Source organism: Gemmatimonadaceae bacterium (assembly GCA_036003045.1).
In the GTDB taxonomy this organism is placed as follows: domain Bacteria; phylum Gemmatimonadota; class Gemmatimonadetes; order Gemmatimonadales; family Gemmatimonadaceae; genus JAQBQB01.
In genome coordinates this window covers 1-22,818 of record DASYSS010000012.1, presented here as the reverse complement: position 1 = coordinate 22,818, position 22,818 = coordinate 1, and the positions used below count along the sequence as shown (strand labels likewise).

Sequence of the window (22,818 nt, the reverse complement as noted above, 5' to 3'; positions counted from 1 at the left end):
CGACCACCACATCGGCGAATCCCGCGTCTCGCAACTCCGCACCGCCGCGCTGCACACCCTGCGCCGCGCGATGACGGGAGCGGCGCACTGATGGGGACGTGTCTCCTGTTCTTCGGGCTGATGTTCCTGAACTACGGGCTGCTCTGTATCAACATGCGCATGGTCGCGCGCGGCCACTACCTCGGCACCGCGAGCACGGACGCGGCGATCGCCGTGCTCAACTTCACCCTGATTCGGTACGTCGCGTCGACCGAGTCGCTGATCGCGCACGTCGGCTACGTCTGCGGCGGCGTCAGTGGGTCGATGCTCGGCCTGTACGTGACGCGGAAGTCCTGATGGCGATGGCCCCGCCGCGCCCCTGCACGCATCCTCGCTGCCCGCAGCTGATTCCCGCCGGCCAGCAGTGTCCCGATCATCCGCGTCCGACCGCCCAGCAACGTGGCTACACCCACGAGTGGACAGGGTACGCCGTCGCCTGGCTCGTCCGCTTTCCCTGGTGTGGCCAACGCCACGACGGCCAGTTCTATGCCGAGCACAGTCGCTGCGTGCAGCACGGGAAGCGTACGCTCGCGCGCGTCGTCGATCACATCCGCTCGCTCGTGAGCGGCGGGGCGCGCATGGACCCGAAGAATCACCAAAGTTTGTGCCGATCCTGCAACACCCTCAAAGGTTGAGCCTTATGGAGACACCCGCGTCGACGCCGCCCCACCTGCCGACCCTGTTCCAACGCCCGGATCGCGTCGCCGATCCGCTCTACGTCCTGCTCCCGGTCTCGAACTCCGCCCGCTACCGCACCCGCTGGAAGCTCTACGAAGACGCCGTGAAAATGTGCACCGAAGCCGGCGCGATCCCCTACACGGTGGAAGTCGCCTTCGGCCACCGCGCGTTTGCGATCACCCAAGCCGACAACCCGCAGCATGTCCAACTCCGGACGAGCCATGAATTCTGGTTCAAGGAACATGCCTGCAATCTCGGCGCGCGCCATCTGCCGCCGACGGCCAAATACCTCGCCTATATCGACACCGACACGCGCTTTGCCCGCGACGACTGGGCCAACGAAACGGTCCAGCGCCTGCAGCATTACGCCTGCGTGCAGATGTGGTCCGAGTACCACCTGCTCGACGCGGACTATCACCTGATCGGGTCCTCGCCGAGTTTGATGGCGAGCTATCTGCACGGCTGGCCGCGGAATACCCCGCACGTCGGCACCACGTACCCGTATCCTCGGGCGGGGAAGGTGCCATGGCCCGGCCCGCCCGGTCTGGCGTGGGCGTGGCGCAAGGACGCGTGGGACGCGGTCGGCGGCCTCCTCGATGTCTGCATCCTCGGGAGCGCCGATACCTACATGGCCTTCGGCCTGCTGGCCCGCCTCACGGACGACCTCGTGTCCCCGACGTTCTCGCCGGGGTATCGCCGCGCAATCTATCGTTGGCAGGAGCGTGCGGCCGTGCTGCTCAGAAACGTCGGCGTCGTCCCCGGACTGGCGTTGCACTACTGGCACGGATCCATGAAGTCACGCGGCTACAGCACGCGAAACCAGATCCTGATCGCCAACCAGTTCGACCCGCACGAGGACCTGATGCGCGACCACCAGGGCCTCTATCAGCTGCGCGTCCGTGATGCGCGCACCATCGCCATCCGCGACGGCTGCCGGGAATACCTCGCCTCACGCAACGAAGACCAGGTCTGACCAAGGAGGAACGAATGAGTGATCCCACCTACGTGGTGTGTCCGACGTGCGGCAGTGACCGCTTCCTGCAGGCGCGTCGGTTCTACACGTTGAAGCTCGAGGACGGCACGGTCCAACGCAACTGGGCCGTCGGTGCCGAGGACTCGAGCGAGATGGTGTGTGCGCACGACGCGACACGTTTGCGGTGGAACCGCGCGACGCAGACGTTCGATGTCGTGCCGAAGCCGTGAGTGTGCAACACGCGACCGGTTCCACTTGACATCGACGCGCGACGCGCGACGGCGCACGTGCGTTGCCGGGCGGGGGGCGTGCGAATCACGAGAAATTCGCGCGGCCGCCAGACCGGTCGCGTCGAAACACCGGATTTCGCAGAAAAACAAATGCGCGAAATAACCCGCTAGATGGCTGGGAATAAGAACAGCGGCCGCCGGCCCCAACCGACGGCGCTGAAGGTGCTGCGCGGCAACCCGGGCAAGCGAAAACTGAACCCGGACGAGCCGACACCGCCACCGGGCGACGTCGTGAAGCCGCTGACGTTGTCGACGCCGGCGGCCGCGGTGTGGGATCGACTCGCGCCCATGGCGATCGCGATGCGCACGTTGACGTCGGTCGACGGCACGGCATTCGGGATGCTGTGCGAGGTGCAGGCGACGCTGGAATGGGCGGCCGGCCGGAAGGATCCCCCCCCGCGCAACAGCGGCGAGCGGCCGTCGCAGTGGGTGCGCCGGTCGCACGCGCGTTTGACTGCGGCGATCAAGATCGAAAAAGACTTCGCGCCGATCATCCGGCCGTACTACGCGCTGTTCGGGCTCGAGCCGGTGAGTCGCTCGCGGATCCAGGTCCCGAAACAACACGACGAGACGCCGGCGACCAGCAAATGGGCCGGCGTGCTCAAGTGAAGAAAGAATCCGCTGGCGCGCGTGCCATTCGCCTGATCAACAACCTGACCCACACATCTGGGGTCTTCGGCCGGCAGCCGTTCAACCTCCGTCCCTGGCAACAGCGGATCATCCGCCAACTGTTCACGACCCGGAAGGACGGCCTGCGCCTCTATCGCACCTGTCTCTTGATGCTGCCGCGCAAGAACGGGAAGACCGAGCTCGCCGCGGCGCTGGCGATTTACTTCCTGCTGTTCGACGGCGAAATCGGCGGGGAGATCTACTGCGCCGCGGCCGACCTCGAGCAAGCCTCGAAGGTCTTCGACGCCATGGTCGCGATGATCGAGAACGATCCCGAGCTCGCCGCCCAGGTCGAGATCATCCGATCCCAGAAACGGATCGTGCATCGGGCCAGCGGCAGCTTCGCGCGGGCGATCTCCGGCGACGCCTTCAACAAGCACGGCTTCAATGCCTCGGTGGTGATCTACGACGAGCTCCACGTGGCGCGGAACCGGGATCTCTGGGATGTGCTGTCGACCAGCCAGGGCGCGCGGCTGCAGCCGTACATGATTGCGATTTCCACCGCGGGGTACGACCGCCATTCGATTCTGTGGGAACTCTACGCGCACGCGCTGAAGGTGCGCGCGACGCCGTCGCTCGATCCGACATTCCTACCGATTCTCTTCGAAGCGCCGATCGGCGCCGACTGGACGGATGAGAAGGTCTGGAAGCAGGCCAACCCCGCGCTCGGCGACTTCCGCAGCCTCGAGGAGATGCGCAGCCTGGCCGCGCGTGCCCAACAGATTCCCGCGCAAGAGATGACGTTCCGCCGGCTGTATCTGAACCAGTGGACGGAGAGCGCGGAACGTTGGGTGCCGCTGGCGGCCTGGGATGCGTGTTGCGTGGTGGATGTCGCACAGGCGACCCCATGACGCGGGCCGAATTTCGCACGCGCCTGAAGGGCCGGCGCTGTTACATCGGCGTGGACCTCGGGTCCACCAAGGATCTCACCGCGACGGTCGCGATCTTCCCGGACGACGTCGGGCCCGGTTTTGACGTGCTGGCGCAGTTCTTCATGCCGAAGGAGAACATGCATGCGCGTGTCAATCGGGACGGGGTCCCATACGACCAGTGGGAACGCGGGGCGTTTCTCATCGCCACGCCGGGCCCGGTCACCGATTACGAATTCGTGCGGTATCACCTCCATGGGTGGGCGGCCGAGTTCCAGGTCCTCGAGATCTCCTACGACCCGTGGAACGCGACCGACCTGGTGTCGCGGCTGCTGCAGGACGGGCTGCCGATGATCCCGATGCGGCAGGGCTTCGCGTCGCTGACGGCGCCGACGAAATCGCTCGAGACGGCCATCCTCTCGAGGCGGCTGCGCCACGATGGCCACCCGATCTTGCGGTGGAACATCGACAACATCGTGGTGGAGCTCGACGCGGCCGGGAACTACAAGCTCTCAAAGGACTTGAGCACGGAAAAGATCGACGGCGCCGCCGCCCTGGTGAACGCGATCGATCGCATGGACCGCCACACCGACGCGCCGGCTGAGGATCCCGTCTTGGTGACCGCATGAGATACACCCAGGCGGTCGACGGGGTGTGGATACGGCCGCATCGCCGCCGGCACTACATCCGGTGCTGCGACTGCGGCCTCGTGCACCGGCTCGAGTTTCGCGTCCGAGGCGGCCGCCGAATCGAGATTCGCGCATTCCGCCTCCGCCGCCGTGGGAAGCGGACGGTATGAAGCCCGGCCGGCCGCCGGTCGACGACGCGGATACGTCGACGGAGGTCGGGGTTACCTTGCCGACGAAGCAGTTCGACGCGTACGCCAAACGGGCCTTGCACGAGGACGTCAGCGTGCCCGAGATCATCCGCCGCGACCTCGCCAAGCAGAAGCCGCCGGCCGAATAAACATCGATAAACCCTGTCCGTCGGCGCCGACGACTCACACTGACACGTGTGGCGTGCCCTTCTTAATGCGCTGGTTGTTGTTCTGGCGGCCGCCGTATCTGTTGCGGCGGGTGATCGTGAATCTCACGCACGACTCGACGGAGGCCTTCGAGGGTCTGGTCTGGTCGTATCGGGGCGGCTGGCTCACGCTGCGGGACGCCTCCGCCTTGAAGGCGGGTCTGCCGCCTTCGCCGATACCCGGCGAGCTGGTGATTCACCGCTCCAACGTCGCGTATACGCAGGTCCTGCCGTGATCGTGCGGACCGTCGCCGGGTTGCAGGCCCTGAGCACGCCGTCGCCCACCTGGCAGATGTCCGGGTCCGGCGCGGGCAGTCTCGACTTGTACGGTGCCTCGCCGCAGACCTACAAGCGGATCTACGACACCCAACCGAACGTCCGTATTCCGGTCGATTTCTTGGCGCGCAACGTGGCCCAGCTCGGGCTGCCGGTGTTCCGGCGGGTGAGCGACACCGACCGCGTGCGCTTGCCCGATCACGAGCTCGCGCAGTGGCTCGATCATCCGAACCCCGCGACGACGCGCTACCGGCTGGTCGAAGACACCGTCCAGGACTATCTGATCTACTGGCACGCGTACTGGCTCAAGATCCGCTCGACACCGGCGATGGGCCTGGTGCGCTTGCCCGCCGGGGAAATGTCATTCAGCGGCGGGCTGATCCCGACCGCCTTCATCTGGACGTCGCTCAACGGGCAGCGCCGCGAGTTCGACGCCTCCGAGATTGTGCATTTCGGGCCGCTCGACGGGGTGTCGCCGCTCGAGACGCTGCGTCGCATCCTCGCCGAAGAGGCGGCCGCCGGCGCCTATCGACAATCCCTGTGGGGCAATGCCGCGCGCATCGAAGGCGTGATCGAACGGCCGGTGACGGCGCCGAAGTGGACGTCGGCGCAAAAGACCGACTGGCGCCGGCAGTGGCAAGAGGCCTACGCGTCCGGCGGGTCGCGGCCGGGCGCGGTCTCTGTCCTCGAAGACGGGATGACCTTCAAGCCGATCGGCTTCAGCGCGAAGGATTCCGAATTTCTCGCGGCGCGCAAGTTGACCCGGGAAGAGTGCGCGAGTCAGTACCACATTCCGCTGCCGATGGTTGGCATCCTCGATCACGCGACGTACAGCAACGTGCGCGAGATGCGCAAGATGCTCTATGCGGACTGCCTCGGGCCGATGCTCGAGATGTTCCAGGCGGAGATTGAGCGGCAGATGCTGCCGGACTGTGCCGACCACGACCGCATCTACTGTGAATTCAACATCGCCGAGAAACTGAAAGGCTCGTTCGAAGAGCAGGCGCAATCGTTGTCGCTGGCGGTCGGCAAACCGTGGATGAAACCGAACGAGGCGCGCGCGCTGCAGAACCTGCCGGCCGACGACAATCCGGCGTCCGACGAGATTGCGGCCCAGCAAGGCGGACCCGCCGCGCCGGCGGCGGGCGATCCCCCGGTCCCGTTCAAACCTACGCCGAAAGCCGGCGCCGACGCGGTGGATGTCTCGCCCGTGATTCAGGCGCACCGTACGCGACAGGCGACCCGGCTGGCCAAGCTTCCGATCGCTGAACGGGCCGCGGCCTTCACTGCCGACCTCGACCGCTGGAATCGGGAACTCGCGGCGGACCTCTCCGCGCTCACGGGCACGACGAACGAAGCCTATCTCGCCGCATCGGTCAACGACGCGACGCTGATGCACCTGGAACTCGAGGCGCTCCATGGGTGATCGCTACGCCCACATCCTCAGCTTCGCGCTGTCGCATCCGTGGGCGATCGACGAAGACATGATGCCCGTGATTGCGGGCGCCCTCGCGCGCCACATCGCCGGCGTGAGCTCGAGCGCAGAGATTCAGGCGGCGCTCGTCGACCGGAAGAACCTTCCGCAGCCGCGCGCCGGCAGCATCGCCATCATCCCGGTCTACGGTGTCATTGCGCCGCGGATGAACATGATGTCCGACATGTCGGGCGGCACGACGTTCGAGCAGCTCACCAATCAGCTGCGCGCGGCCGTCGCCGACAAGACCGTCAAGACCATCGTGCTCGATGTGAACTCGCCGGGCGGCAGCGTCGCCGGCAGTCCCGAGTTCGCCGCGGAAGTTATGAAGGCGCGCGCGAAGAAGCCGATCATCGCGCAAGCGCAATACACGATGGCCTCCGCCGCCTATCAGCTCGCGGCGGCCTGTACGGAAATCGTCGCCTCGCCGTCGGCGCGGGTCGGGTCGGTCGGCGTCTTCTCCATGCACAACGATTTGAGTGCGGCGCTCGAAAAGCTCGGGGTCAAGCGGAAGTACTACTCCGCCGGCATTGGCAAGGTCGATGGCAACGAGACTGGACCGCCGAGCGAGGAGTACGACGCGCGCACGCAGGCCTCCGTCGAAGCCGCGTACAGCGCGTTCGTCTCGAGCGTGGTCAAAGGTCGCGGCCAGGGCATGACCGCCGATCGCGTCCGCACCGACTGGAAAGCGCACGTCTACGACGCACCGGCCGCCCTCGCGAACGGGATGATCGACTCCATCGCCACCCTCGACGAAACCATCACGCGCCTCTTGACGGCGTCCCCGGACGCCGCGGATCGCCGCGCCGCCCTCGCCTTTGCCTCTGTCGATGCCACGGACCAGGAGCTGCCTCGCGCGGCCACGTCCCAGGAGCGTCAGGCGGAGATCACGTGGCAGCACGCGCTCGATCGCCAGCTGCTCGAACTCGACCTCTGAAGGACCTGACCATGAATATCACCCAGCTCGCCGTCAATCTCCGCGCCAAGCAAGCCGAGATCAAAGCGTTGCTCGAGACCCAGATGCGCGCCTGCGAGGCGCACGTCGCCGCCGCCGCCACCGCCACCACGCCCGAAGTGAAGGGCCGGCTCCGGACGGACGAGGAAAAGGCGGCCGTGCAGGTCCTCCTCGACGAAGGGAAGAGCCTCAAGGCCCGCATCGATAGCGCCGCTGGCGACGCGAACATGTTGGACGAAATCGAGCGTCTGACGGCGGGCATGGTCGAGCGCCCGGCTCAGGGGACGGGACAGGCGGCGGCGCGGTCGACTCGGTCCATGGGCGAGCAGTTTGTCAACGATCCCGGGTTTCGTGCCTTCATCAAGAGCGGCGGGCATCAGGTCCAGCAGGGCGTGATGTTCACGTCGCCGGCCGTGGATCTGCAGGCCACGCTCGTCGACACCTCGGGCGGATCCGGTGGGCCCCTGATCGTGCCGGACTATCGGCCGGGCGTCATTATGCTCGGCCTGCGGCGGCTCGTCGTGGCGGATCTCATCGCCCCCGGCTCGACCGATTCGAACGCGATCATCTACATGAAGGAGCTCGCCGAGACCAACGCGGCCGCGGCGGTCGCCGAGGGCACGGCGAAGCCCGAATCCGCGCTGTCCTTCGTGCAGGCGACTGATCCCGTCACGAAAATCGCCACGTGGATTCCGGTCACCACCGAAATGCTCGAGGACTTCTCGGCCATGCAGTCGCTCGTCGACGCGCGCCTGAAGATGTTCCTGAGCCTCGCGGAAGAGGACCAGTTGCTCAACGGGAGCGGTGTCGCACCCAACATGCGCGGGATCAACAATCGGCTGGCGCTGGCGGCGGCCGTCGCGCGCGGCGCGGATTCCAACATGGACGCGCTCATGAAACAGATCTCGGCCATCGCGACCAACGCGCTGATTCAGCCCGACGGCTTCGTGATGAACCCGGCGAACTGGCTGACGATCCAGCTCGCCAAAAACGCCAACGGCAACTACATGGGCTCGGGCCCGTGGGCGGGGCCGCAACCGGCGCAGCTGTGGGGCTTGCCCGGCGCGATCACCCCGGCCGAACCGGCGGGAACGTCGCTCGTGGGCGCCTTCGCGACCTGCGCGCAGTTCTTCCGGAAAGGTGGGGTCAAAGCCGCGATGAGCAACAGCCATCTCGACTTCTTCACCACCAACAAGGTCGCGATGCTCGTCGAAGAGCGCGGCGCCTTGTGCGTCTACCGCGAAGCGGCGTTCGGGAAAGTCACCGGCCTGCTCTAGTCGACGGACGCTCACCCTCGCGGCGAGTCCGGACCGTTGTTTCTGGGCTCGCCGTTCCTCGCGCGTCACATCTTTTTCAGGGAGCCCGCCATGCCGCGTTGGAATGCGACCAAAAATCAGTACGTGCGCGGCGACGATCTCGCCGTATACACCGTTGACGGGTCGATTCCCGTCGTGGACGGCGTGCACGAGCTCGCGAAACCGAGCGCGGGCGCGTTTACGCTCGCGCCGCCGGCGGCCGGGGACGACGGCATGCTGCTCACGATCACCGCCAAAACCGCCTTTGCGCACGTGGTGACCCTCACCGAGGGCCTCGGCGGCAAGGGCACCGCGTTCGATCAGATCGCGTTCGCGGCGGTGGGCGACACGATCACGCTGCGCGCGGTCAACCAACACTGGGTGCCGATCGGCGCCCCGTACGGCGCGGTCATCTCGTAAACGGGCCATGCTGGGCTTTCGCGCGGACCCCGGCGACTGCCTGATTTGCGGCACGGCGCATTGCGCGTGCGGCGGACCAGTCGTGCTGCGTCTCCTGCCCCAGCGGGATGCGATGCCGGCGGAAGTGCAGTCGATCGAACCGCCTGCCGACCTTGCGCCGCCGGTGGAGTGCGACCCGCCGCCGCCCTCGTTTTCGACGGCGGAGTACAAGCGCGCGATCCACGGGCCCAAGAAGGCGCGGCGATGAGCTTCGTCCAACCGCCGTACTGGGCGTACGAGCGCGGCGGGCTGCGTGGCTGGCCGCAGCATGTCGGCCTGTCCGTCATCACGCCGCCGGTGGGAGAACCGCTCACCTTGGACGAGGCAAAGGCGCACGTCAAGGTCGACGGGCCCGAATCGGATGCGGAACTGACCCGCTGGATCAGCGCCGCACGCCTTGATGTCGAGGTGTATACGTCGCGCGCGTGCCTGACCCAGAACGTCGACGTCACCCTGAGTCGGTTTCCCTGGGCCCGGCGCGCGATTGAGATCCCGATCGCGCCGCTGCAGCGTGTCACCGGCATCGACTACCTCAATGCGAGTGGAGACATCATCGATCTGGACCCGACGCTGTACGCCTTCGACGCGCCGCAAGGGCCGTACGCCGCCCCGGGGCGCGTGATGCTGGCCTACGGACAGTACGCCTGGCCGTACCCACCGGCGATGGAGGTACTCAACGGCGTGACGATCCATTGTGTCGTCGGCTACGGCGACACCGGCGTCGCGGTGCCCGCGGCCTTGACGGCGGCGATGCTCCTGCTCATTGCAAATTGGTGGCTCAACCGTGAGGCGGGCGCGATTATCCGGGGCTCGGCCGACGTGTTGCCCTACGGCGTCGATCGCCTGTTGCAGCCGTTCCGCCAGGAGACGCTCGCGTGAGCGGCCGGACGGAGTCTGGGACGTTGACCAAGCGTGTCGGCCTCGAGAATCCGGGCCCGGCGGTGTCCGATGGCGACGGCGGCACGACGCAAACGTGGACGGCGTGTTCACCCTCACCGGTGTGGGCCTCGATCGTGCCAGCGACGGTGCGCGATCTCGAGAAGGTCGTTGCGGCGACGGTGCTGGCGACCGTGACCCATCTCGTGACGATGCGGTATCACCCCCAAGTGACCACGCAAACGCGGGTCATTTACGGGACGCGGATCTTCAACGTCACCGGCGTCGTGAATAGCGACGAGGACGACCTCGAAACCGTCGCGCTTTGCGCCGAGGTGGTGTCCTGATGGCGGACAACCGCTTTACCTGGACCGGCCTCGAGGAACTCAAAGCGGACCTGCGGAACCTGCCCGCGACCTTGGCCGGAAAGGGCGCCGATCGCGTCGAAGCGCGGGCCAACAACGCTTACGCGACGATCCACGCGGGGTATCCGTCGCGGTCCGGGGATTTACGGAACGATCTCACGGTTACACACGCGCGGAATCAGTTTGGCGCGACTTCCCTCGTCCGGAACTCCTCGAAACACGCGCTCGCGTTCGACGTGGGCACGCAGGCGCGGCACAACAAACTCGGCGCGAATCGCGGATCAATGCCGGCCAACCCACTGTTTTCCCAAACGATCGTCCAGGAGCGTCGCCGGATGTGGAGCGACTTGAAAGATCTGCTTACGGAGGAAGGCCTGACGGTGACCGGGGATGCCTGATTCGTCGGACATCGACAGCGCACTGGTGGCGAAATTGTCGGCGGATACCGGCATCGGCGGGTTGATGAGGTTGGCCGTCGATGGCGTGTTCATGGACGAGGCAGGGAAGTCGCTTGTGACGGGAGGGAATGCGAAGCAGTTCGTCATTGTGTCGCTCGTGGATGAAGTGGACGAACCCGTGCTCGGCAAGCGCGGGTTTGAAGATGCGCTCTATCTCGTGAAGTTTGTCGAGTTGTCGACGGTGAGTCCGAGTCACGTGAAAGCCGGCGCCGCCCGCATCGATGCCCTGCTCGAGGACGGCGTGTTGACGGTGCCCGGCTACACCCACATGGTGCTGTGCCGGGAGTCGCGGATCCGGCTGTTGGAGGTCGACGAGGAAGACGCGTCGATTCGTTGGCAACATCGCGGCGGGCAGTACCGGGTGCAGCAGGCGCCGGTGTAATGCGGAATCGATCGAAAGGGTAGAAGCACATGGCTATCAAATCCGGACGCTACGGCACCGTCAAATACGATCCCGCGGGCACCACGCCCGTCGCGCTCATCGCGTTGAACGGGTGGAAGCTCAGTCTCAAAACGGACTACGACGAAGTGACGTGCTTTGGCGACAACAACAAGGTCTGGGTGCCGGGCTTGCCGGACATCTCCGGCTCCTTGTCGGGGTTCTGGGATTCCACCAACACCATCATCTTCGCCGCGACGCGGGCGGCCACGCCGGGCCTGCTCGAGCTCGCGCCGAACTCCACCGAGCCGACGTTCAAGTTCTCGGGCCTCGCCTATCTCGACGCCGACATCGATTGCAGCGTGAAGGGTGGACCGAAAGTCACGTCGTCCTTCAAGGCAGCCGGAAGCTGGACCGAAGCCCCATAGGGGGCGCGTATGTCCTTCGCAGATTGGGCGGCGCCGGAGGCAACCTTTCATCGCATCCGACTGCGCGGGGTGGGCGGCTCCCTCGTGTGGGGCTGGCACACCGTGGCGACGTTCAAACACTGGACGATTCGCAAGGGCGGCCGGGAGATCTGGCTCTTGACCGCCGCGATCGAGCGCGTCGAGCCGTACCAAATTCGGATGACGCCGCTCCTCTTCTCGGCGCCGCGGGAGACGGGACCACCCTGGTGCTGGGGGGTGAACTCGATCGACGTCGGCGACCGTCAACTCATGGCGCGGCTCGGGCCGCCGGAGCAATAGATGCCGTCACGTGTGGTGCGCCCGACGTCTCGCACACTCATGATCTCGCGTGGGGACTGGCTCCTCGTGAAAGATCGCTTGAATCACGGGGAACAGCAGGACGCCTTCGCTCGACGATATGTCACGAACGCCCTCGGCGGCCATTCCGTGAATCTCCGCGCCCAAGGGATGGAGAAGGTCACTGCCTATCTGCTCGAGTGGAATCTGACGGGGCCGGATGACACGCACGTGTTGCCGTTGCGGAACGTGGCGGGCGAGTTGGATCCGATTGTGATGGCGGCGTCGCTCAACGCGATCGACCCTGAGAGCTTCGCCGAGATTTTCAACGCCATCGAGGGGCACGAAACGGCCATGGCGGCCGCGCGAGCGGAGGAAAAAAAACTCCAGGCTGGCGAGAGCGCGTCGTCAGCGACGTCACCGTCGCCCGCGCCTGTGCCTGGACCCTCGGAGACGTCCGCGACCTAGACGAGGACGACTATCAGGTAATCGTCGAGCTGCTCATCGAACAGAAAGTCATCCAGCGAGTGGGTGACGACGAGGACGCGGACGAGGAGAACGACGACTAGATGGCGATCAGCGGGAAATTCGAGGCCGATTTTGCCTCGTTCCAAGCGGCGGTCGACGGATCCGTCGCCAAGCTGACTTCGATGGAATCCGGCGCCACGAACGTGGCGGCGGCGGTCAATCGGGTCGCGAACAGTTTGGAAGGCGGCAAGATCGTCCAGCAGGCCACGATTGCCGCAGCGGCGGTCGAGCAAATCGGCGGCGTCTCCGTACTCACGGAGGCCCAACTCGCGCGCCTGGGCATCACCGCGACCGAAGCGGCCGCGAAGTTGCGCGCGATGGGCCAGGACGTGCCGCCCGGCATTCAAAACATTGCGGACCAGGCCCGTGGTGCGGCGGAAGCGAGCCTCAGCCTCGGCACCGCTGCCAAGACGACGGGCGACAGCTTCGGCCAGTGGACAGGTAAGTTCGACATCAAGTCCGCCATCAGCGATCCGATCGGCACGGCGAAAGGTGGGCTCCTGGCGTTCGCGGAAACGCTCGGTCCCGCGGGGATCGCGCTGGGGGCGGTGGCCGCGGCCGGCGGGATCCTCGGCGGCGAGCTCCTCAGCCTGGGCAACGACGCCGAGACGGTAGGGGCCTCGATCGGGCGAATGGGTAAGCAATTCAACATCCCCGTTGAAGACGTGTCCACGCTCCGGTTCGCGGTCCAAGCCGCGGGTGGAGACTTTTCGTCGTTCGGCGACAACATGTTTACCTTTCAGAAGCGCATCGAGGACAACGGCGATGCCGTCAGCAAGGGATTGGAGAAGATCGGCCTCTCGCTCAATGCCGTGAAGGCCCTCCGGCCGGACGAGCAATTCCTCGCGGTCAGCGATGCCCTACGCGCCACCGGCAGTGAAACCAATAAAGCCGCCGTCGCGTTTGAAATTTTCGGGAAGCAGGGCAAGGACATGTTGCCCCTGTTGCTGAAGCCCCTGAGTGATCTGGAACAACAGAGCCGCGACCTCGGGGACACGTGGTCGACGGTCGACGTCGCCGCCGCCGCGGCGTTCAAAAATTCGATGAATCTCCTGGCGACGGAAACGGAGGAAGGGTGGATCCAGATGGGCCGCTCCGTGGCGCCGGCGACCGATGCCTGGGAGGTCGGCTGGGCGCGGATGAAGCTCGCCGTCGTCAATGTGGTCAACCTCCTCCCCGAGGCGGCCGACACCCTTCGTCACGTGACCGGCTCTGTCGGGGACCTCGAGGTGGCCACGCAATCACAAGGTGCCGCCCAGGATGCGGCGAATGCGCTGTTCCGCGTGGCAAAAACGGAAGGACTCTCGTACGGCGACCAGGTGACCGAGGTCGCGACCAAAATGCTCACGCTCGGCTATTCCCAGAAGACCGTGGGCGACCTGACCGGCCTCCTGTCGTCGCAGGTCAGAACCATCGCCGGCGACTTGAAGGCCGCGTCGAACGCGACGGACGACTACAACGCCACGAACACCCGTGTGGAAGCTGCCTTGGGCAAATTGGGCGGCGGTATCGACAACGTCTCGCCCAGCTTCCGCGGCTGGATCCAGGACATGAAAGACGCGAACGTGTCCATGAAGGACATCGAAGCTGAGTCGACCCTGACGGCGGCGCAGATTGCCCTGGTTCTGAAGGCGAATACCGATACCGCCGAGGCCACGAAAAAATTTACGACCGCGATGGGCGAGCTCAACGCCTCCGGCGTTGGCTGGAAAGGCACGCTCGACACGATCGACGGCGCCGTGGCGGTGGCGATCAAGGGCTATCTCGACGCGGGCGTCTCGCAAGCCTCGCTGGCGACGGCCTATGGACTAACGGCAGTCCAGGTGAAGGCGGTCGCCAGCTCACTCACCGACGAACAGGCCGCGCTCAAGCTCGAGGCCAAGAGTGTCGAGGAAACGTCGAAGCTCTGGGATGACTACTTCGCCCTGAAAGTCGAGCACGGCGGCACCGCGACCGACAAGCAGATCGCGCAGATCGAGAAGTGGGCGGCCGACCTAACCGCAAAAATGGTCGCGGCGCACACCGACACGGCCGACTTCTACACCGCGCTGGCGGCGCTCTCGCAAGAAAAGCTCGACGCCGTGATGGTGAATTGGAGCGACCTGAGTAGTCACTCCCGCCAGTCCCTTCAGGAGATCGCCGACAAGGCCGTGGCGACCTACGCGTACGTGCAAGCCAATAGTGGCGACTTCACCGCGAAATTTATTCAGCAGAAGGACGACGAAGCGCGGGCGGCCGAGAACGCCGCCTTCCATTGGCAGGACAGCTTTGATACCGCGGGCGACAAGGTGATCGCGAAGACCCAAGAGGTGGGGAAGGCCGTCGCGGTCCTCCTCGGGCAGTTCGTCGAACTCGGGAATGGCTACTCGCAGCAGACGAGCCTCGGCGGCGGATCCCAAACGTGGGATCTCTCCACCGCCACCGGAATGGCGCAGTTCCAAGCCATGAATCCGGGGGCCGCCATCAACGGCGAAGCGAACGACCCGGCGTGGTTCAAAACCCACACGTTGCAGGATGCCGTCCTCGCGGGCCTGATTAACTTGAACGCCGGATTGCAAGCCGCTTACGGCAGTCCGATCGGCGGCATCAATGAAGACGTGCTGTCGGACCTCACGAAGGCGTCGCAAGCGCGCTATTTAGCGGCGCTCGATGCCGCCGACGCTGCTGCCGCGGGGAAAGCGCCCTCCTTTGCCACCGGCGGGGTCGGGGACTTTGGCGCGGGCACGCTCGCCATGCTGCACGGGAAGGAAGCCATCGTCCCGCTCAGCGGCAGCAGCGCGACGGGCGGCGGCGTGACGCTCGTCCAGTACATTACCGTGACACAACCCCTCGGCACGCCGACGGCGATCGGCAAAGCCGTCGGCGATGCGTCGATCGCCCGATTGCGATCGTTGGGCGTGCGCTTCCCGACAGGCGTCTGACGTATGCCGGGCCTGTCTGGATCAGCGCACGCGATCAAGTCGGCTCGAGCCGGCGTCGCGCGCTCGGGCGCCAGTCGCGCCGGCTGGCCGATCCTGCAAGGCATCGTCGCGCGACAATACGCGCTCTCCGCCATCGCGCGATCCGGCGCGACGCGCAGCAATTACACCTCGGGCAAGGTCTTCGTCGCGATCGCGGGCGTCGGGGTGACCTATGGCTTCGGCGCCGGCAATCGGATTCGCGTCGACTCTCTCTCGATCACCGACACGCTGAACGATGCCGCGACGACGGCGACGCTGCGCACCTGGGGGATCGTGCCGGCCGCCGGCGCCGACGTCGTCGCGACGCTGGGGTCAAAGAACAACATGCGCCGGCTGTTCGGCGGTACCGTCCTCAATCTCAAGCAGGGGTATTTGGGCAGCGTGCCGGCGCACGTCTTCGCCGACGTGAACCTGATCGATTACACCTGGGGACTCGGTCGCCGGAAGGTGACCGCGCGCTATCTCGCGACGACGGCCGGCGCCGTGCTGACGGCACTCGTCGGGACGTTCGCGACGAGTTACACGGCGGCGGCCAGTGCCGACTTTACCGGTCTGCCGATCGACGAGATCACCTTCACCGATCAGGATCTCTCCGACTGCCTCACGCAGTTGACGAAGCGTGTTGGCGGCTCGTGGCTGTGCGACTACTTCCGCGTCGTACGCGCCTTTCTCGTCGACACGACGCAAACGGCGCCGACGATCATCAATGCCGTGCATCGGACGCTGTCGGCGCTGACGATCGAGCGTGACCTGGGGTCGGTCGTGACGCGCGTGCTGGTCGAAGGCGGGGGCGGGAATACGCTAGAGGCGTGCGCTCCCGGCGAAACGATCATCCCCGTCGACGTCGCGACGTGGTACGAGCCGACCGGGGGCACCGTGCGATCCGGGCCGAATCGCTTGACGTATACCGCGCGCGCGCTCGGCGGCGGCGGGTCGCTGGTTGGACCCGGCGCGGGACCGGTCGCCGCGCCCGGCGTGACCTTGGCGAGCGGTGCCGGCGTCGACAACGGCAGTCACGACTACGCGGTGACGTACACGACGCCGGCCGGCCTGTCAGTTGCGGGACCGCGGGCGACGATCGCCGTCGGGAACCTGGCAGCGCCGGTGAGCCCGCCGACGACGGCACCCGCGACGATCGGCGTCGGGCCTGACGCCGGCAGTCACGACTATGCCGTGACCTTCGTCACCAGCTCCGGCGAAACGACCGCCGGGCCGTCAGTGACACAAGCGACCGGGATCACCGTGGCGCCGACGGTCGCGCCGGTGCCGAGCGCGCCGACGATGGGGGCCGGGCCGGACCCCGGCACGCACGACTACGCGGTGACCTTCGTCACGCCGATCGGCGAGACGACGCCGGGGCCGGTCAGTGCACAAGTCACAACCGGGCCGATTGCGGCGCCGTCGACGGCACCGACGGCCGGCGCGGCCGTGCTCGGACTCGGACCGGCAGCCGGCAGTCACGACTATGCCGTGACCTTCGTGACCAGCTCCGGCGAAACGACCGCCGGGCCGCGCACGACGACGTCGACGGGTCTGCTGCCGGCCCCCGCGACGGCACCGACAGCGGCCGGCGTGACGGTCGGCAGCGGGCCGGACGCCGGCAGTCACAACTATGCCGTGACCTATGTCGCCGCGAGCGGTGAGACGACGCCGGGGCCGATCGTGACGCTGGCAACCGATGTCACGCCGGCGCCGACCGGTGCGCCGGTGCCGGGGACGCCGACCGCCGGCGCCGGTGCCGACGATGGGACGCACGACTACGCACTGAGCTTCACAACCAGCGTCGGCGAGACGACGCCGGGGCCGATCGGGGTCACCGTCACGACCGGGCCGGTCGCCGGCGTGACGACGGCAGCGCCCGGCAGCGCGCCGGCTGGGGCGGCGGCTGGACCGACCGGTAATCTCTCGGCGCTCGCCGCCTACAAGTACGCCGTGACGTTCATCGCCGGCGCGGGCGAGACGACGGCCTCTCCGTTGCTCACGATGTTTGTGGCGTCGATCTCGAACGGGGGCGTGGCGCCTGGGTATACCGCCGTCGCCGGATCTGGGCTGGGTGTCGGATTTTACGAGTATGCCTTCACGTTGATTTCGGCGTCAGGGGAAACGGCTGTCCTAGCGTCGACCTCACGAAACACAACGAGCGGGAATCAGAAAGTACACATTACGGCACCTGGCACCGGTGCCGATCCGAGGGTGACCGGCTACCGGATTTATCGTGGCGCCGTGGGCGCCGGCAGTCCCTTGTATCTCGTCGCGACGCAAGCGAACGGCGTCGCCTTCGACGACACGACGCCAGACGCGACCCTCGTCACGCGATCCATTGCGCCGACGGTTGACACCGCGTCAACGGGGCAGTTCGCACTCAGTTCGATCCCGGTCGGCGCCGCACTCGTGACGGCGCGGAAGATCTACCGCACGACGTGGGGCGGGTCACAGCTCAAGCTGCTGGCGACGCTCGGCGATAACACGACGACCACATACACCGACAACATCGCCGACGCGTCGCTGGGCGTCAACGTGCCGACCGTGAACACGACGGCGACATCGTCGCCGTGCAATCAAGTGCCACTCACAGTGCCGACCAGCGCTGATCCGTCAGTCACCGGCCGGCGCATCTATCGGCGATCCGGCGGCGCCGGTCTGCGCTTGCTGGTCAGCATCGGCAACAACTCGGCGACGTCGTATCTCGATACGGTCGCCAATGCGAGCTTGGGCGCGGCGCCGCTCGGCGCGACGACGGCCTTACTCAATCGGATCGCGCTTGCGGCGATCCCGCTGGGGCCGGCCGGCGTGACAGCGCGAAAGATCTACCGGTCACCAGCCGACGGCGGCACCTTACTGCTCGCGGGCACGCTGGCGAACAACTCATCGACGAGCTTCACCGACACGACGACAGACGCGGGGCTGGGCGTCGCTGCGCCTGGTGTCAATACGGCCGTCACGAATCAAATTCCCCTGAGCGCGATCCCGGTCGGGCCGGCCGGCGTGACGGGGCGCAACATTTATCGGACGGCAGCCGGCGCGTCGCAGCTTCAATTGTTGGCGACCATCAGCAACAACAGTGCGACGACGTACGTCGACCAGACTCCCGACGCGCCGACAGTCGCGCCGGGGACGCGAGTGACGGCCGCGCTGGCTGGCTTCGGCGCCGGCAATGTGAATACCGGTACGCACGCGTGGCTCGCGACGTTCGTCACGGCGGGCGGCGAGACGGATGCCGGTCCCGGTCAGGCGCTCGTGATCGCCGATCAGACTGTCAACGGGCAAGTGGCGATCGGCGCCGTGCCGATCAGCCCGGCGCCAGAAGTGACCGGCCGGAACCTCTATCGCACCGTCTCGGGCGGCTCGGTCTATATGAAGCTCGGCGCGCTCGGGAATAACACGGCGTCGACCTTTCTTGACAGCGTCGCCGACTCGAGCCTGGGCGTCGTCGCGCCGGCCGTCAATACGACCGGCCTGGGACCGAACGTGCCAACGGTCAATACGGCCGTGCTCTGTCAGGTGCCGATCACGTCGATCCCACGCGGCGATGCGACCGTGACCGGTCGTCGAATTTATCGTCGGTCGGCCGGCGTCGGGCTGCGCCTGGTCGGGACGATCGCCGATAACACGACGACGAGCTTCCTCGACACGGTCATCAACGCGAGCTTGGGCGTCGCCGTGCCAATCACGTCGACGGCGTATCTGCAACAGATTGCGCTGACGGCGATCCCGCTCGGCGCCGCACTCGTGACGGCTCGGAAGATCTACCGCACGACGGCGAACGGGTCACAGCTCAAGCTGCTGGCGACGCTCGGGGATAACACGACGACGGCCTTTCTCGATACGGTGACCGACGCGTCGCTGGGCGCGACTGCGCCGGTGACGAACACGGCGACGGCGAATCAAGTCGCGCTCTTAGGGCTGCCGATCGGCGCCGCCGCGGTCACGAGCCGCACGATCTGGCGCACGGTCGCCGGCGGCACCCAACTGCGATTCCTCGCGACGATCGCCGACAACGTCACGACGACCTACACCGACGTGATCGCCGACGCGAGCCTTGGCGCGAATGTGCAAGTCAGCGACACGTCGGGCTTGGCGCAGCCAGCCGGCAACGTGCTCGCAGGGTCGACGACGTTGATCATGGCGGGACTCGGCGGGATGCCGAGCACCGGCTGGGCCGTCATTGGCAACGGGCAGCAAGTGATCCGCTATACCGGCATCGTCGGCAGCTCACTGACGGGGATCCCGTCGAGCGGCGTCGGCTCGATCACGGCGACCGTCTCGTACAACTCGACGGTGACGGCGGCGCCCCAACTGACCGGGATTCCAGTGACCGGCCCCGGCTCGATCGTCTTCGGGCTCTTACGCGGCGATGCCGTCAATCTGCGCGTGCAAGTCGACGACGTGGTCGCGCAAGGAGCACTCGCGGCGCTGATCGGGGGCGACGGTGTGCAAGAGTCGACGTTACAGGATGGCCGGCTAGCGCGCGTCGAAGCGTTGTCACGCGGGACGGCGCAGCTCGCACTCACCAAAGCGATCCTCGTGACCGTGACCTATCAGTCGCGCGACATGAACACGCGCGCCGGCGCAACCGTCTCGACGAATATCGGCGCGCCCACGAATCTGTTCGGCGACTTTCTCATTCAGCAAGTGACGATCGACAAGTTCAACGCGCGCGTGCCGCCGACCTACACGGTCACGGCCGCCAGCACCCGCTTTTCGTTCGACGATCTGCTGCGGCTGGTCGGGGACTCGCTTTCATAAAGGCCACACACGATGCCTATTACGCGTACGGCGTGGATCGACGACGACGGCTCTGGCACGACCGGGACCGTCTTGAACAATGCCGTCAAAACCGAGCTCTACAACCAGATCGACGCCGCCTTGTCGATTCCCGGCGCTGTGCAAACGACGACGGCGACCGGCACGCAGGCCGACTTTGTCCTCACCGCCGGCTGCGGCTTGCTCCGCTGCAATAACGCCACGCTGCTGACCCTGACGGGGCTCGCCGCTGGCGGGGATGGGCAGCGCCTGTTGATCGTCTCGGTCGGGGCGGGCCAGGTCGACCTCGCCAACCAGAACACCGGATCGGCGGTCGCGAATCGGCTGATCAACGGCGTCACGGGCACCCGATCGCTGACGTCCGGCGCCGGCTGGGCGTTGGTGGAGTACGACCTGGTCGGGACCCGCTGGCGCGTCGTCGGGCATGAACAGGGGGCGTGGATTACCCCGGCGTACAACGCAGGCGACTACACGGCGAGCGGCGGGACGTGGACCGTCGACGCCGGGGATGTCCAGGTCTGCGTTTACAAGCTGACCGGCAAAACGCTCAGTTTCAAGATGTCGCTCCTCACGACGAGCGTGTCACAAATCTGCGTCGCGCTCGTACGGCTGTTGCCGGGCGGCTTCACGGCGGCCAGTCGTACGGATTTTGGGCTCGTGACGCGGTCGGACAATGGCGGCGCGCGTGGCTTTGGCAGCGCGATTATCTCGGCGAGCACGAATTCGATCTCGTTCGTCACATCGCCGGACGTCAGCGGCACCTGGTCCGTGTCGGTGAATGCGACGCTGCTCGAATGCGAAATGCCTGCGATTGAGGTGCAGTAGATGTCCAGTTACCAATCCTTCACGGTCGGGCGCACCACGGAGCCCGATCCCGCGACGCTCCTCGCGCAACTCCGGGCGCTGGATGCGACGGCCGGGATTCAGCATCAACCGGGGACGCCGGCGTTCGTGATCAAGAAAGCGACGGCCTGGACGGCGCCGCAGATCACGGCCGTGCAGACCGTGCTCGAGGCCGCGCCCGTCACGACGCCGGACCTCACGGCGCAAAGCGTCATTGACATGATGCCGATCGAAACCAAGGCGCTCGCCCTCGCCATCATCGACCAACTCAACGTCATTCGCGCGGCGCTGCCGACGCCCTTGGCGGCGATCACCGTCGCCCAGGCGATCGCGGCGATTCGGGCGAAGGCCGGCACGCTGTAAGGCGTCTGACAAGGAGGATCTCCGGGATGGATCTGTTGCTCATCCTCATCGTGCTCTTGTTCCTCGGGTGGGGCGGCGGGCTGGCGATCGGCTACACCGCCGGCGGTTTGTTGCACGTGCTGCTCGTGGTGGCCGTGATCCTGGTGATGGTGCGCGTGCTGCAAGGGCGGTCCGCCTGGTGACCAGCCCGGTCGACCGCGACCTGATTCCGCTGCTGCTCATCGAAGACAACGCCAACGATGCGAACCTGTTCGCGTTGACGCTGCCGCCGAGCGCGTTTCGGCTGGTCACGGTGACGACCCTCGCCGGGGCCCTCGCCGCGATCCGCGCCGATACGTTCGCGCTGGCGATCCTCGATCTCGGGCTCCCCGATGCGTCGGGGCTCAACGCCGTGATCGCGGTCCGCGCCGTGGCGCCGGATCTGCCGCTGATCATTCTCTCCACCGTCGTGAGCGCGGAGGTGACCCGGCAAATTCTCGCGGCGGGCGCGCAAGACGTGCTCATCAAAGGCGAGAGCCGCACGACGTTGCAACAACGGTTGCTGTTGATTATTGAGCGGCACCAATTCGAGGCCGCCAATCGGCTCGCGCACGCGGCGGAGACCGAGGCGCTCGAGCAGGAACGGCGGCGCATCAGTGGGCAAGTCGACGCGCTCAAGGGGCAACTCGGCGCCTCGCACCCGGCCGTGCAAGTGCAGGCCGTCGACCCGTCGGTGCCCGCCACGACGACGTTTCAGCAAGATCTCACGACCGCCGGGCAGCGGCAGGTCAATCTCATTTGGGAGCGGACGCAATCGGTGATCGCCTTGATGGTCGTCATCACCACGATGGGAGCCGGCGCGTACGGGATGGTGCGGAACCTCCAGATTCCCACGCTGATGGCCGTCGCGTTCGGGACCGTGGTGGGGTTTTATTTTTCGCGCACGAATCATGCGGCGATCGGCGGCGTGGGGCCGCAGCCCCAGGAAAAGTACACGGGCCGATGATCGTCAAGGCGACGCGCGAAGGCCTCATCGGCGACGTGACCTCGAGCGGCTATCGCATTGATGCGGTCGTCGCCTTTGTCGCATTGCCCTCGGTGCGCGCGCTCCAGCGCTTCGTGCGTGTCACGAATCCCGCCACCGGGCGATCGACGTTGGCGCAAGTGCTCGACGTCGGGCCGCATTTCACCCACGACGACGCGTATGTCTTCGGCACGGCGCGCCCGGGCGCCGAGACCGGCCGTAAGGGCGACGGCACGCCGATGAACGGCGCCGGGATCGATCTCAGCGAGGCGGTGTGGGACGCGCTGGGGATGACCGACAACGGGCCCGTCGACTGGACGTTCGTATGACGCGACTCGCCCTCGACGCGGCCGTGCTCGCGCGCGTGATCGCCACCTTGCACCACCTGGCCGACACCCAGGCCAACCGCCCGGTCTGCCTGACGGTGGCGGAACGGGCGGATCTGCGGGACGCGGCGTACCGCCTCACGCCACGTCACTCGGACCTCGATCACCAGAAGGACACACGCCATGGGCTTTAGCTTCTCGCAGTTTGTC

At 66.4% G+C, this 22,818-nt stretch carries 29 protein-coding genes; all 29 read left to right on the top strand.

All coding sequences use genetic code 11. The features are described 5' to 3' along the window. Positions 1-90: 90 nt before the first annotated feature. Complete coding sequence (locus VGQ44_01545) at positions 91-336, top strand: hypothetical protein (protein ID HEV8445464.1); 246 nt, start codon at positions 91-93, stop codon at positions 334-336. Further along, the gene (locus VGQ44_01540; GenBank protein ID HEV8445463.1) at positions 336-674 is read left to right on the top strand and encodes an HNH endonuclease; all 339 of its coding nucleotides are present in this window, start codon (positions 336-338) and stop codon (positions 672-674) included. The genes VGQ44_01545 and VGQ44_01540 overlap by 1 nt, the downstream gene beginning before the upstream one ends. Before the next feature lie 5 nt (positions 675-679). After that, complete coding sequence (locus tag VGQ44_01535) at positions 680-1,690, top strand: hypothetical protein (protein ID HEV8445462.1); 1,011 nt, start codon at positions 680-682, stop codon at positions 1,688-1,690. Positions 1,691-1,704: 14 nt separating this feature from the next. After that, positions 1,705-1,920, top strand: coding sequence for a hypothetical protein (locus VGQ44_01530; GenBank protein ID HEV8445461.1), 216 nt, complete (start codon positions 1,705-1,707; stop codon positions 1,918-1,920). 171 nt (positions 1,921-2,091) lie between these two features. Then, positions 2,092-2,589 (top strand): P27 family phage terminase small subunit, encoded by a 498-nt coding sequence (locus VGQ44_01525; GenBank protein HEV8445460.1) that lies wholly within the window; start codon positions 2,092-2,094, stop codon positions 2,587-2,589. Further along, positions 2,586-3,500: a terminase large subunit gene (locus VGQ44_01520; GenBank protein HEV8445459.1), complete on the top strand. Its 915-nt coding sequence runs from the start codon at positions 2,586-2,588 to the stop codon at positions 3,498-3,500. The genes VGQ44_01525 and VGQ44_01520 overlap by 4 nt, the downstream gene beginning before the upstream one ends. Beyond that, positions 3,497-4,147 carry a terminase TerL endonuclease subunit gene (locus VGQ44_01515; GenBank protein ID HEV8445458.1) on the top strand — a complete coding sequence of 217 codons (651 nt, stop codon included), beginning with the start codon at positions 3,497-3,499 and terminating at the stop codon, positions 4,145-4,147. The genes VGQ44_01520 and VGQ44_01515 overlap by 4 nt, the downstream gene beginning before the upstream one ends. Before the next feature lie 166 nt (positions 4,148-4,313). Then, on the top strand, positions 4,314-4,484 hold the full coding sequence (locus tag VGQ44_01510) for a hypothetical protein (protein ID HEV8445457.1): 171 nt from the start codon (positions 4,314-4,316) through the stop codon (positions 4,482-4,484). 53 nt (positions 4,485-4,537) lie between these two features. Next, positions 4,538-4,777, top strand: coding sequence for a hypothetical protein (locus VGQ44_01505; GenBank protein ID HEV8445456.1), 240 nt, complete (start codon positions 4,538-4,540; stop codon positions 4,775-4,777). Between the two features lie 2 nt (positions 4,778-4,779). Continuing rightward, entirely contained in the window at positions 4,780-6,243 is a 1,464-nt protein-coding gene (locus tag VGQ44_01500) for a phage portal protein (GenBank protein HEV8445455.1), read from the top strand. After that, on the top strand, positions 6,236-7,228 hold the full coding sequence (locus VGQ44_01495; protein HEV8445454.1) for a S49 family peptidase: 993 nt from the start codon (positions 6,236-6,238) through the stop codon (positions 7,226-7,228). The genes VGQ44_01500 and VGQ44_01495 overlap by 8 nt, the downstream gene beginning before the upstream one ends. Positions 7,229-7,239: 11 nt before the next feature. Beyond that, a complete protein-coding gene (locus tag VGQ44_01490) occupies positions 7,240-8,523 on the top strand; it encodes a phage major capsid protein (GenBank protein HEV8445453.1) in 1,284 nt (427 codons plus the stop codon). 90 nt (positions 8,524-8,613) lie between these two features. After that, positions 8,614-8,961: a hypothetical protein gene (locus VGQ44_01485; GenBank protein ID HEV8445452.1), complete on the top strand. Its 348-nt coding sequence runs from the start codon at positions 8,614-8,616 to the stop codon at positions 8,959-8,961. 7 nt (positions 8,962-8,968) lie between these two features. After that, entirely contained in the window at positions 8,969-9,208 is a 240-nt protein-coding gene (locus VGQ44_01480; GenBank protein HEV8445451.1) for a hypothetical protein, read from the top strand. After that, the gene (locus tag VGQ44_01475; protein ID HEV8445450.1) at positions 9,205-9,879 is read left to right on the top strand and encodes a hypothetical protein; all 675 of its coding nucleotides are present in this window, start codon (positions 9,205-9,207) and stop codon (positions 9,877-9,879) included. The genes VGQ44_01480 and VGQ44_01475 overlap by 4 nt, the downstream gene beginning before the upstream one ends. Next, positions 9,876-10,223, top strand: coding sequence for a phage head closure protein (locus VGQ44_01470; GenBank protein HEV8445449.1), 348 nt, complete (start codon positions 9,876-9,878; stop codon positions 10,221-10,223). The genes VGQ44_01475 and VGQ44_01470 overlap by 4 nt, the downstream gene beginning before the upstream one ends. Then, positions 10,223-10,639: a hypothetical protein gene (locus VGQ44_01465; GenBank protein ID HEV8445448.1), complete on the top strand. Its 417-nt coding sequence runs from the start codon at positions 10,223-10,225 to the stop codon at positions 10,637-10,639. The genes VGQ44_01470 and VGQ44_01465 overlap by 1 nt, the downstream gene beginning before the upstream one ends. After that, positions 10,632-11,081, top strand: a complete 450-nt coding sequence (locus tag VGQ44_01460) for a hypothetical protein (protein HEV8445447.1) — start codon at positions 10,632-10,634, stop codon at positions 11,079-11,081. The genes VGQ44_01465 and VGQ44_01460 overlap by 8 nt, the downstream gene beginning before the upstream one ends. Positions 11,082-11,110: 29 nt before the next feature. Further along, positions 11,111-11,506 (top strand): hypothetical protein, encoded by a 396-nt coding sequence (locus VGQ44_01455; GenBank protein ID HEV8445446.1) that lies wholly within the window; start codon positions 11,111-11,113, stop codon positions 11,504-11,506. A gap of 9 nt (positions 11,507-11,515) precedes the next feature. Next, complete coding sequence (locus VGQ44_01450) at positions 11,516-11,824, top strand: hypothetical protein (GenBank protein ID HEV8445445.1); 309 nt, start codon at positions 11,516-11,518, stop codon at positions 11,822-11,824. Next, entirely contained in the window at positions 11,825-12,289 is a 465-nt protein-coding gene (locus VGQ44_01445; GenBank protein ID HEV8445444.1) for a hypothetical protein, read from the top strand. Positions 12,290-12,390: 101 nt separating this feature from the next. After that, complete coding sequence (locus tag VGQ44_01440; GenBank protein HEV8445443.1) at positions 12,391-15,270, top strand: hypothetical protein; 2,880 nt, start codon at positions 12,391-12,393, stop codon at positions 15,268-15,270. Positions 15,271-15,273: 3 nt separating this feature from the next. Continuing rightward, positions 15,274-20,055 (top strand): hypothetical protein, encoded by a 4,782-nt coding sequence (locus VGQ44_01435; protein ID HEV8445442.1) that lies wholly within the window; start codon positions 15,274-15,276, stop codon positions 20,053-20,055. Positions 20,056-20,067: 12 nt separating this feature from the next. After that, on the top strand, positions 20,068-20,898 hold the full coding sequence (locus tag VGQ44_01430) for a hypothetical protein (protein ID HEV8445441.1): 831 nt from the start codon (positions 20,068-20,070) through the stop codon (positions 20,896-20,898). After that, on the top strand, positions 20,899-21,279 hold the full coding sequence (locus VGQ44_01425; GenBank protein ID HEV8445440.1) for a hypothetical protein: 381 nt from the start codon (positions 20,899-20,901) through the stop codon (positions 21,277-21,279). It begins immediately after the preceding gene. A 26-nt stretch (positions 21,280-21,305) separates the two neighbouring features. Then, positions 21,306-21,461: a lmo0937 family membrane protein gene (locus VGQ44_01420; GenBank protein ID HEV8445439.1), complete on the top strand. Its 156-nt coding sequence runs from the start codon at positions 21,306-21,308 to the stop codon at positions 21,459-21,461. Continuing rightward, positions 21,458-22,264 (top strand): response regulator, encoded by an 807-nt coding sequence (locus VGQ44_01415; protein ID HEV8445438.1) that lies wholly within the window; start codon positions 21,458-21,460, stop codon positions 22,262-22,264. The genes VGQ44_01420 and VGQ44_01415 overlap by 4 nt, the downstream gene beginning before the upstream one ends. After that, the gene (locus tag VGQ44_01410) at positions 22,261-22,611 is read left to right on the top strand and encodes a hypothetical protein (protein ID HEV8445437.1); all 351 of its coding nucleotides are present in this window, start codon (positions 22,261-22,263) and stop codon (positions 22,609-22,611) included. The genes VGQ44_01415 and VGQ44_01410 overlap by 4 nt, the downstream gene beginning before the upstream one ends. Next, positions 22,608-22,802: a hypothetical protein gene (locus VGQ44_01405; protein ID HEV8445436.1), complete on the top strand. Its 195-nt coding sequence runs from the start codon at positions 22,608-22,610 to the stop codon at positions 22,800-22,802. The genes VGQ44_01410 and VGQ44_01405 overlap by 4 nt, the downstream gene beginning before the upstream one ends. The last annotated feature ends 16 nt before the right edge of the window (positions 22,803-22,818 follow it).

Bases quoted from the DNA above. Each gene is read 5' to 3' on its own strand.
- VGQ44_01545 (HEV8445464.1), top strand. From the start codon at position 91: ATGGGGACGTGTCTCCTGTTCTTCGGGCTGATGTTCCTGAACTACGGG.
- VGQ44_01540 (HEV8445463.1), top strand. From the start codon at position 336: ATGGCGATGGCCCCGCCGCGCCCCTGCACGCATCCTCGCTGCCCGCAG.
- VGQ44_01535 (HEV8445462.1), top strand. From the start codon at position 680: ATGGAGACACCCGCGTCGACGCCGCCCCACCTGCCGACCCTGTTCCAA.
- VGQ44_01530 (HEV8445461.1), top strand. From the start codon at position 1,705: ATGAGTGATCCCACCTACGTGGTGTGTCCGACGTGCGGCAGTGACCGC.
- VGQ44_01525 (HEV8445460.1), top strand. From the start codon at position 2,092: ATGGCTGGGAATAAGAACAGCGGCCGCCGGCCCCAACCGACGGCGCTG.
- VGQ44_01515 (HEV8445458.1), top strand. From the start codon at position 3,497: ATGACGCGGGCCGAATTTCGCACGCGCCTGAAGGGCCGGCGCTGTTAC.
- VGQ44_01510 (HEV8445457.1), top strand. From the start codon at position 4,314: ATGAAGCCCGGCCGGCCGCCGGTCGACGACGCGGATACGTCGACGGAG.
- VGQ44_01495 (HEV8445454.1), top strand. From the start codon at position 6,236: ATGGGTGATCGCTACGCCCACATCCTCAGCTTCGCGCTGTCGCATCCG.
- VGQ44_01490 (HEV8445453.1), top strand. From the start codon at position 7,240: ATGAATATCACCCAGCTCGCCGTCAATCTCCGCGCCAAGCAAGCCGAG.
- VGQ44_01485 (HEV8445452.1), top strand. From the start codon at position 8,614: ATGCCGCGTTGGAATGCGACCAAAAATCAGTACGTGCGCGGCGACGAT.
- VGQ44_01480 (HEV8445451.1), top strand. From the start codon at position 8,969: ATGCTGGGCTTTCGCGCGGACCCCGGCGACTGCCTGATTTGCGGCACG.
- VGQ44_01475 (HEV8445450.1), top strand. From the start codon at position 9,205: ATGAGCTTCGTCCAACCGCCGTACTGGGCGTACGAGCGCGGCGGGCTG.
- VGQ44_01465 (HEV8445448.1), top strand. From the start codon at position 10,223: ATGGCGGACAACCGCTTTACCTGGACCGGCCTCGAGGAACTCAAAGCG.
- VGQ44_01460 (HEV8445447.1), top strand. From the start codon at position 10,632: ATGCCTGATTCGTCGGACATCGACAGCGCACTGGTGGCGAAATTGTCG.
- VGQ44_01455 (HEV8445446.1), top strand. From the start codon at position 11,111: ATGGCTATCAAATCCGGACGCTACGGCACCGTCAAATACGATCCCGCG.
- VGQ44_01450 (HEV8445445.1), top strand. From the start codon at position 11,516: ATGTCCTTCGCAGATTGGGCGGCGCCGGAGGCAACCTTTCATCGCATC.
- VGQ44_01445 (HEV8445444.1), top strand. From the start codon at position 11,825: ATGCCGTCACGTGTGGTGCGCCCGACGTCTCGCACACTCATGATCTCG.
- VGQ44_01440 (HEV8445443.1), top strand. From the start codon at position 12,391: ATGGCGATCAGCGGGAAATTCGAGGCCGATTTTGCCTCGTTCCAAGCG.
- VGQ44_01435 (HEV8445442.1), top strand. From the start codon at position 15,274: ATGCCGGGCCTGTCTGGATCAGCGCACGCGATCAAGTCGGCTCGAGCC.
- VGQ44_01430 (HEV8445441.1), top strand. From the start codon at position 20,068: ATGCCTATTACGCGTACGGCGTGGATCGACGACGACGGCTCTGGCACG.
- VGQ44_01425 (HEV8445440.1), top strand. From the start codon at position 20,899: ATGTCCAGTTACCAATCCTTCACGGTCGGGCGCACCACGGAGCCCGAT.
- VGQ44_01420 (HEV8445439.1), top strand. From the start codon at position 21,306: ATGGATCTGTTGCTCATCCTCATCGTGCTCTTGTTCCTCGGGTGGGGC.
- VGQ44_01410 (HEV8445437.1), top strand. From the start codon at position 22,261: ATGATCGTCAAGGCGACGCGCGAAGGCCTCATCGGCGACGTGACCTCG.
- VGQ44_01405 (HEV8445436.1), top strand. From the start codon at position 22,608: ATGACGCGACTCGCCCTCGACGCGGCCGTGCTCGCGCGCGTGATCGCC.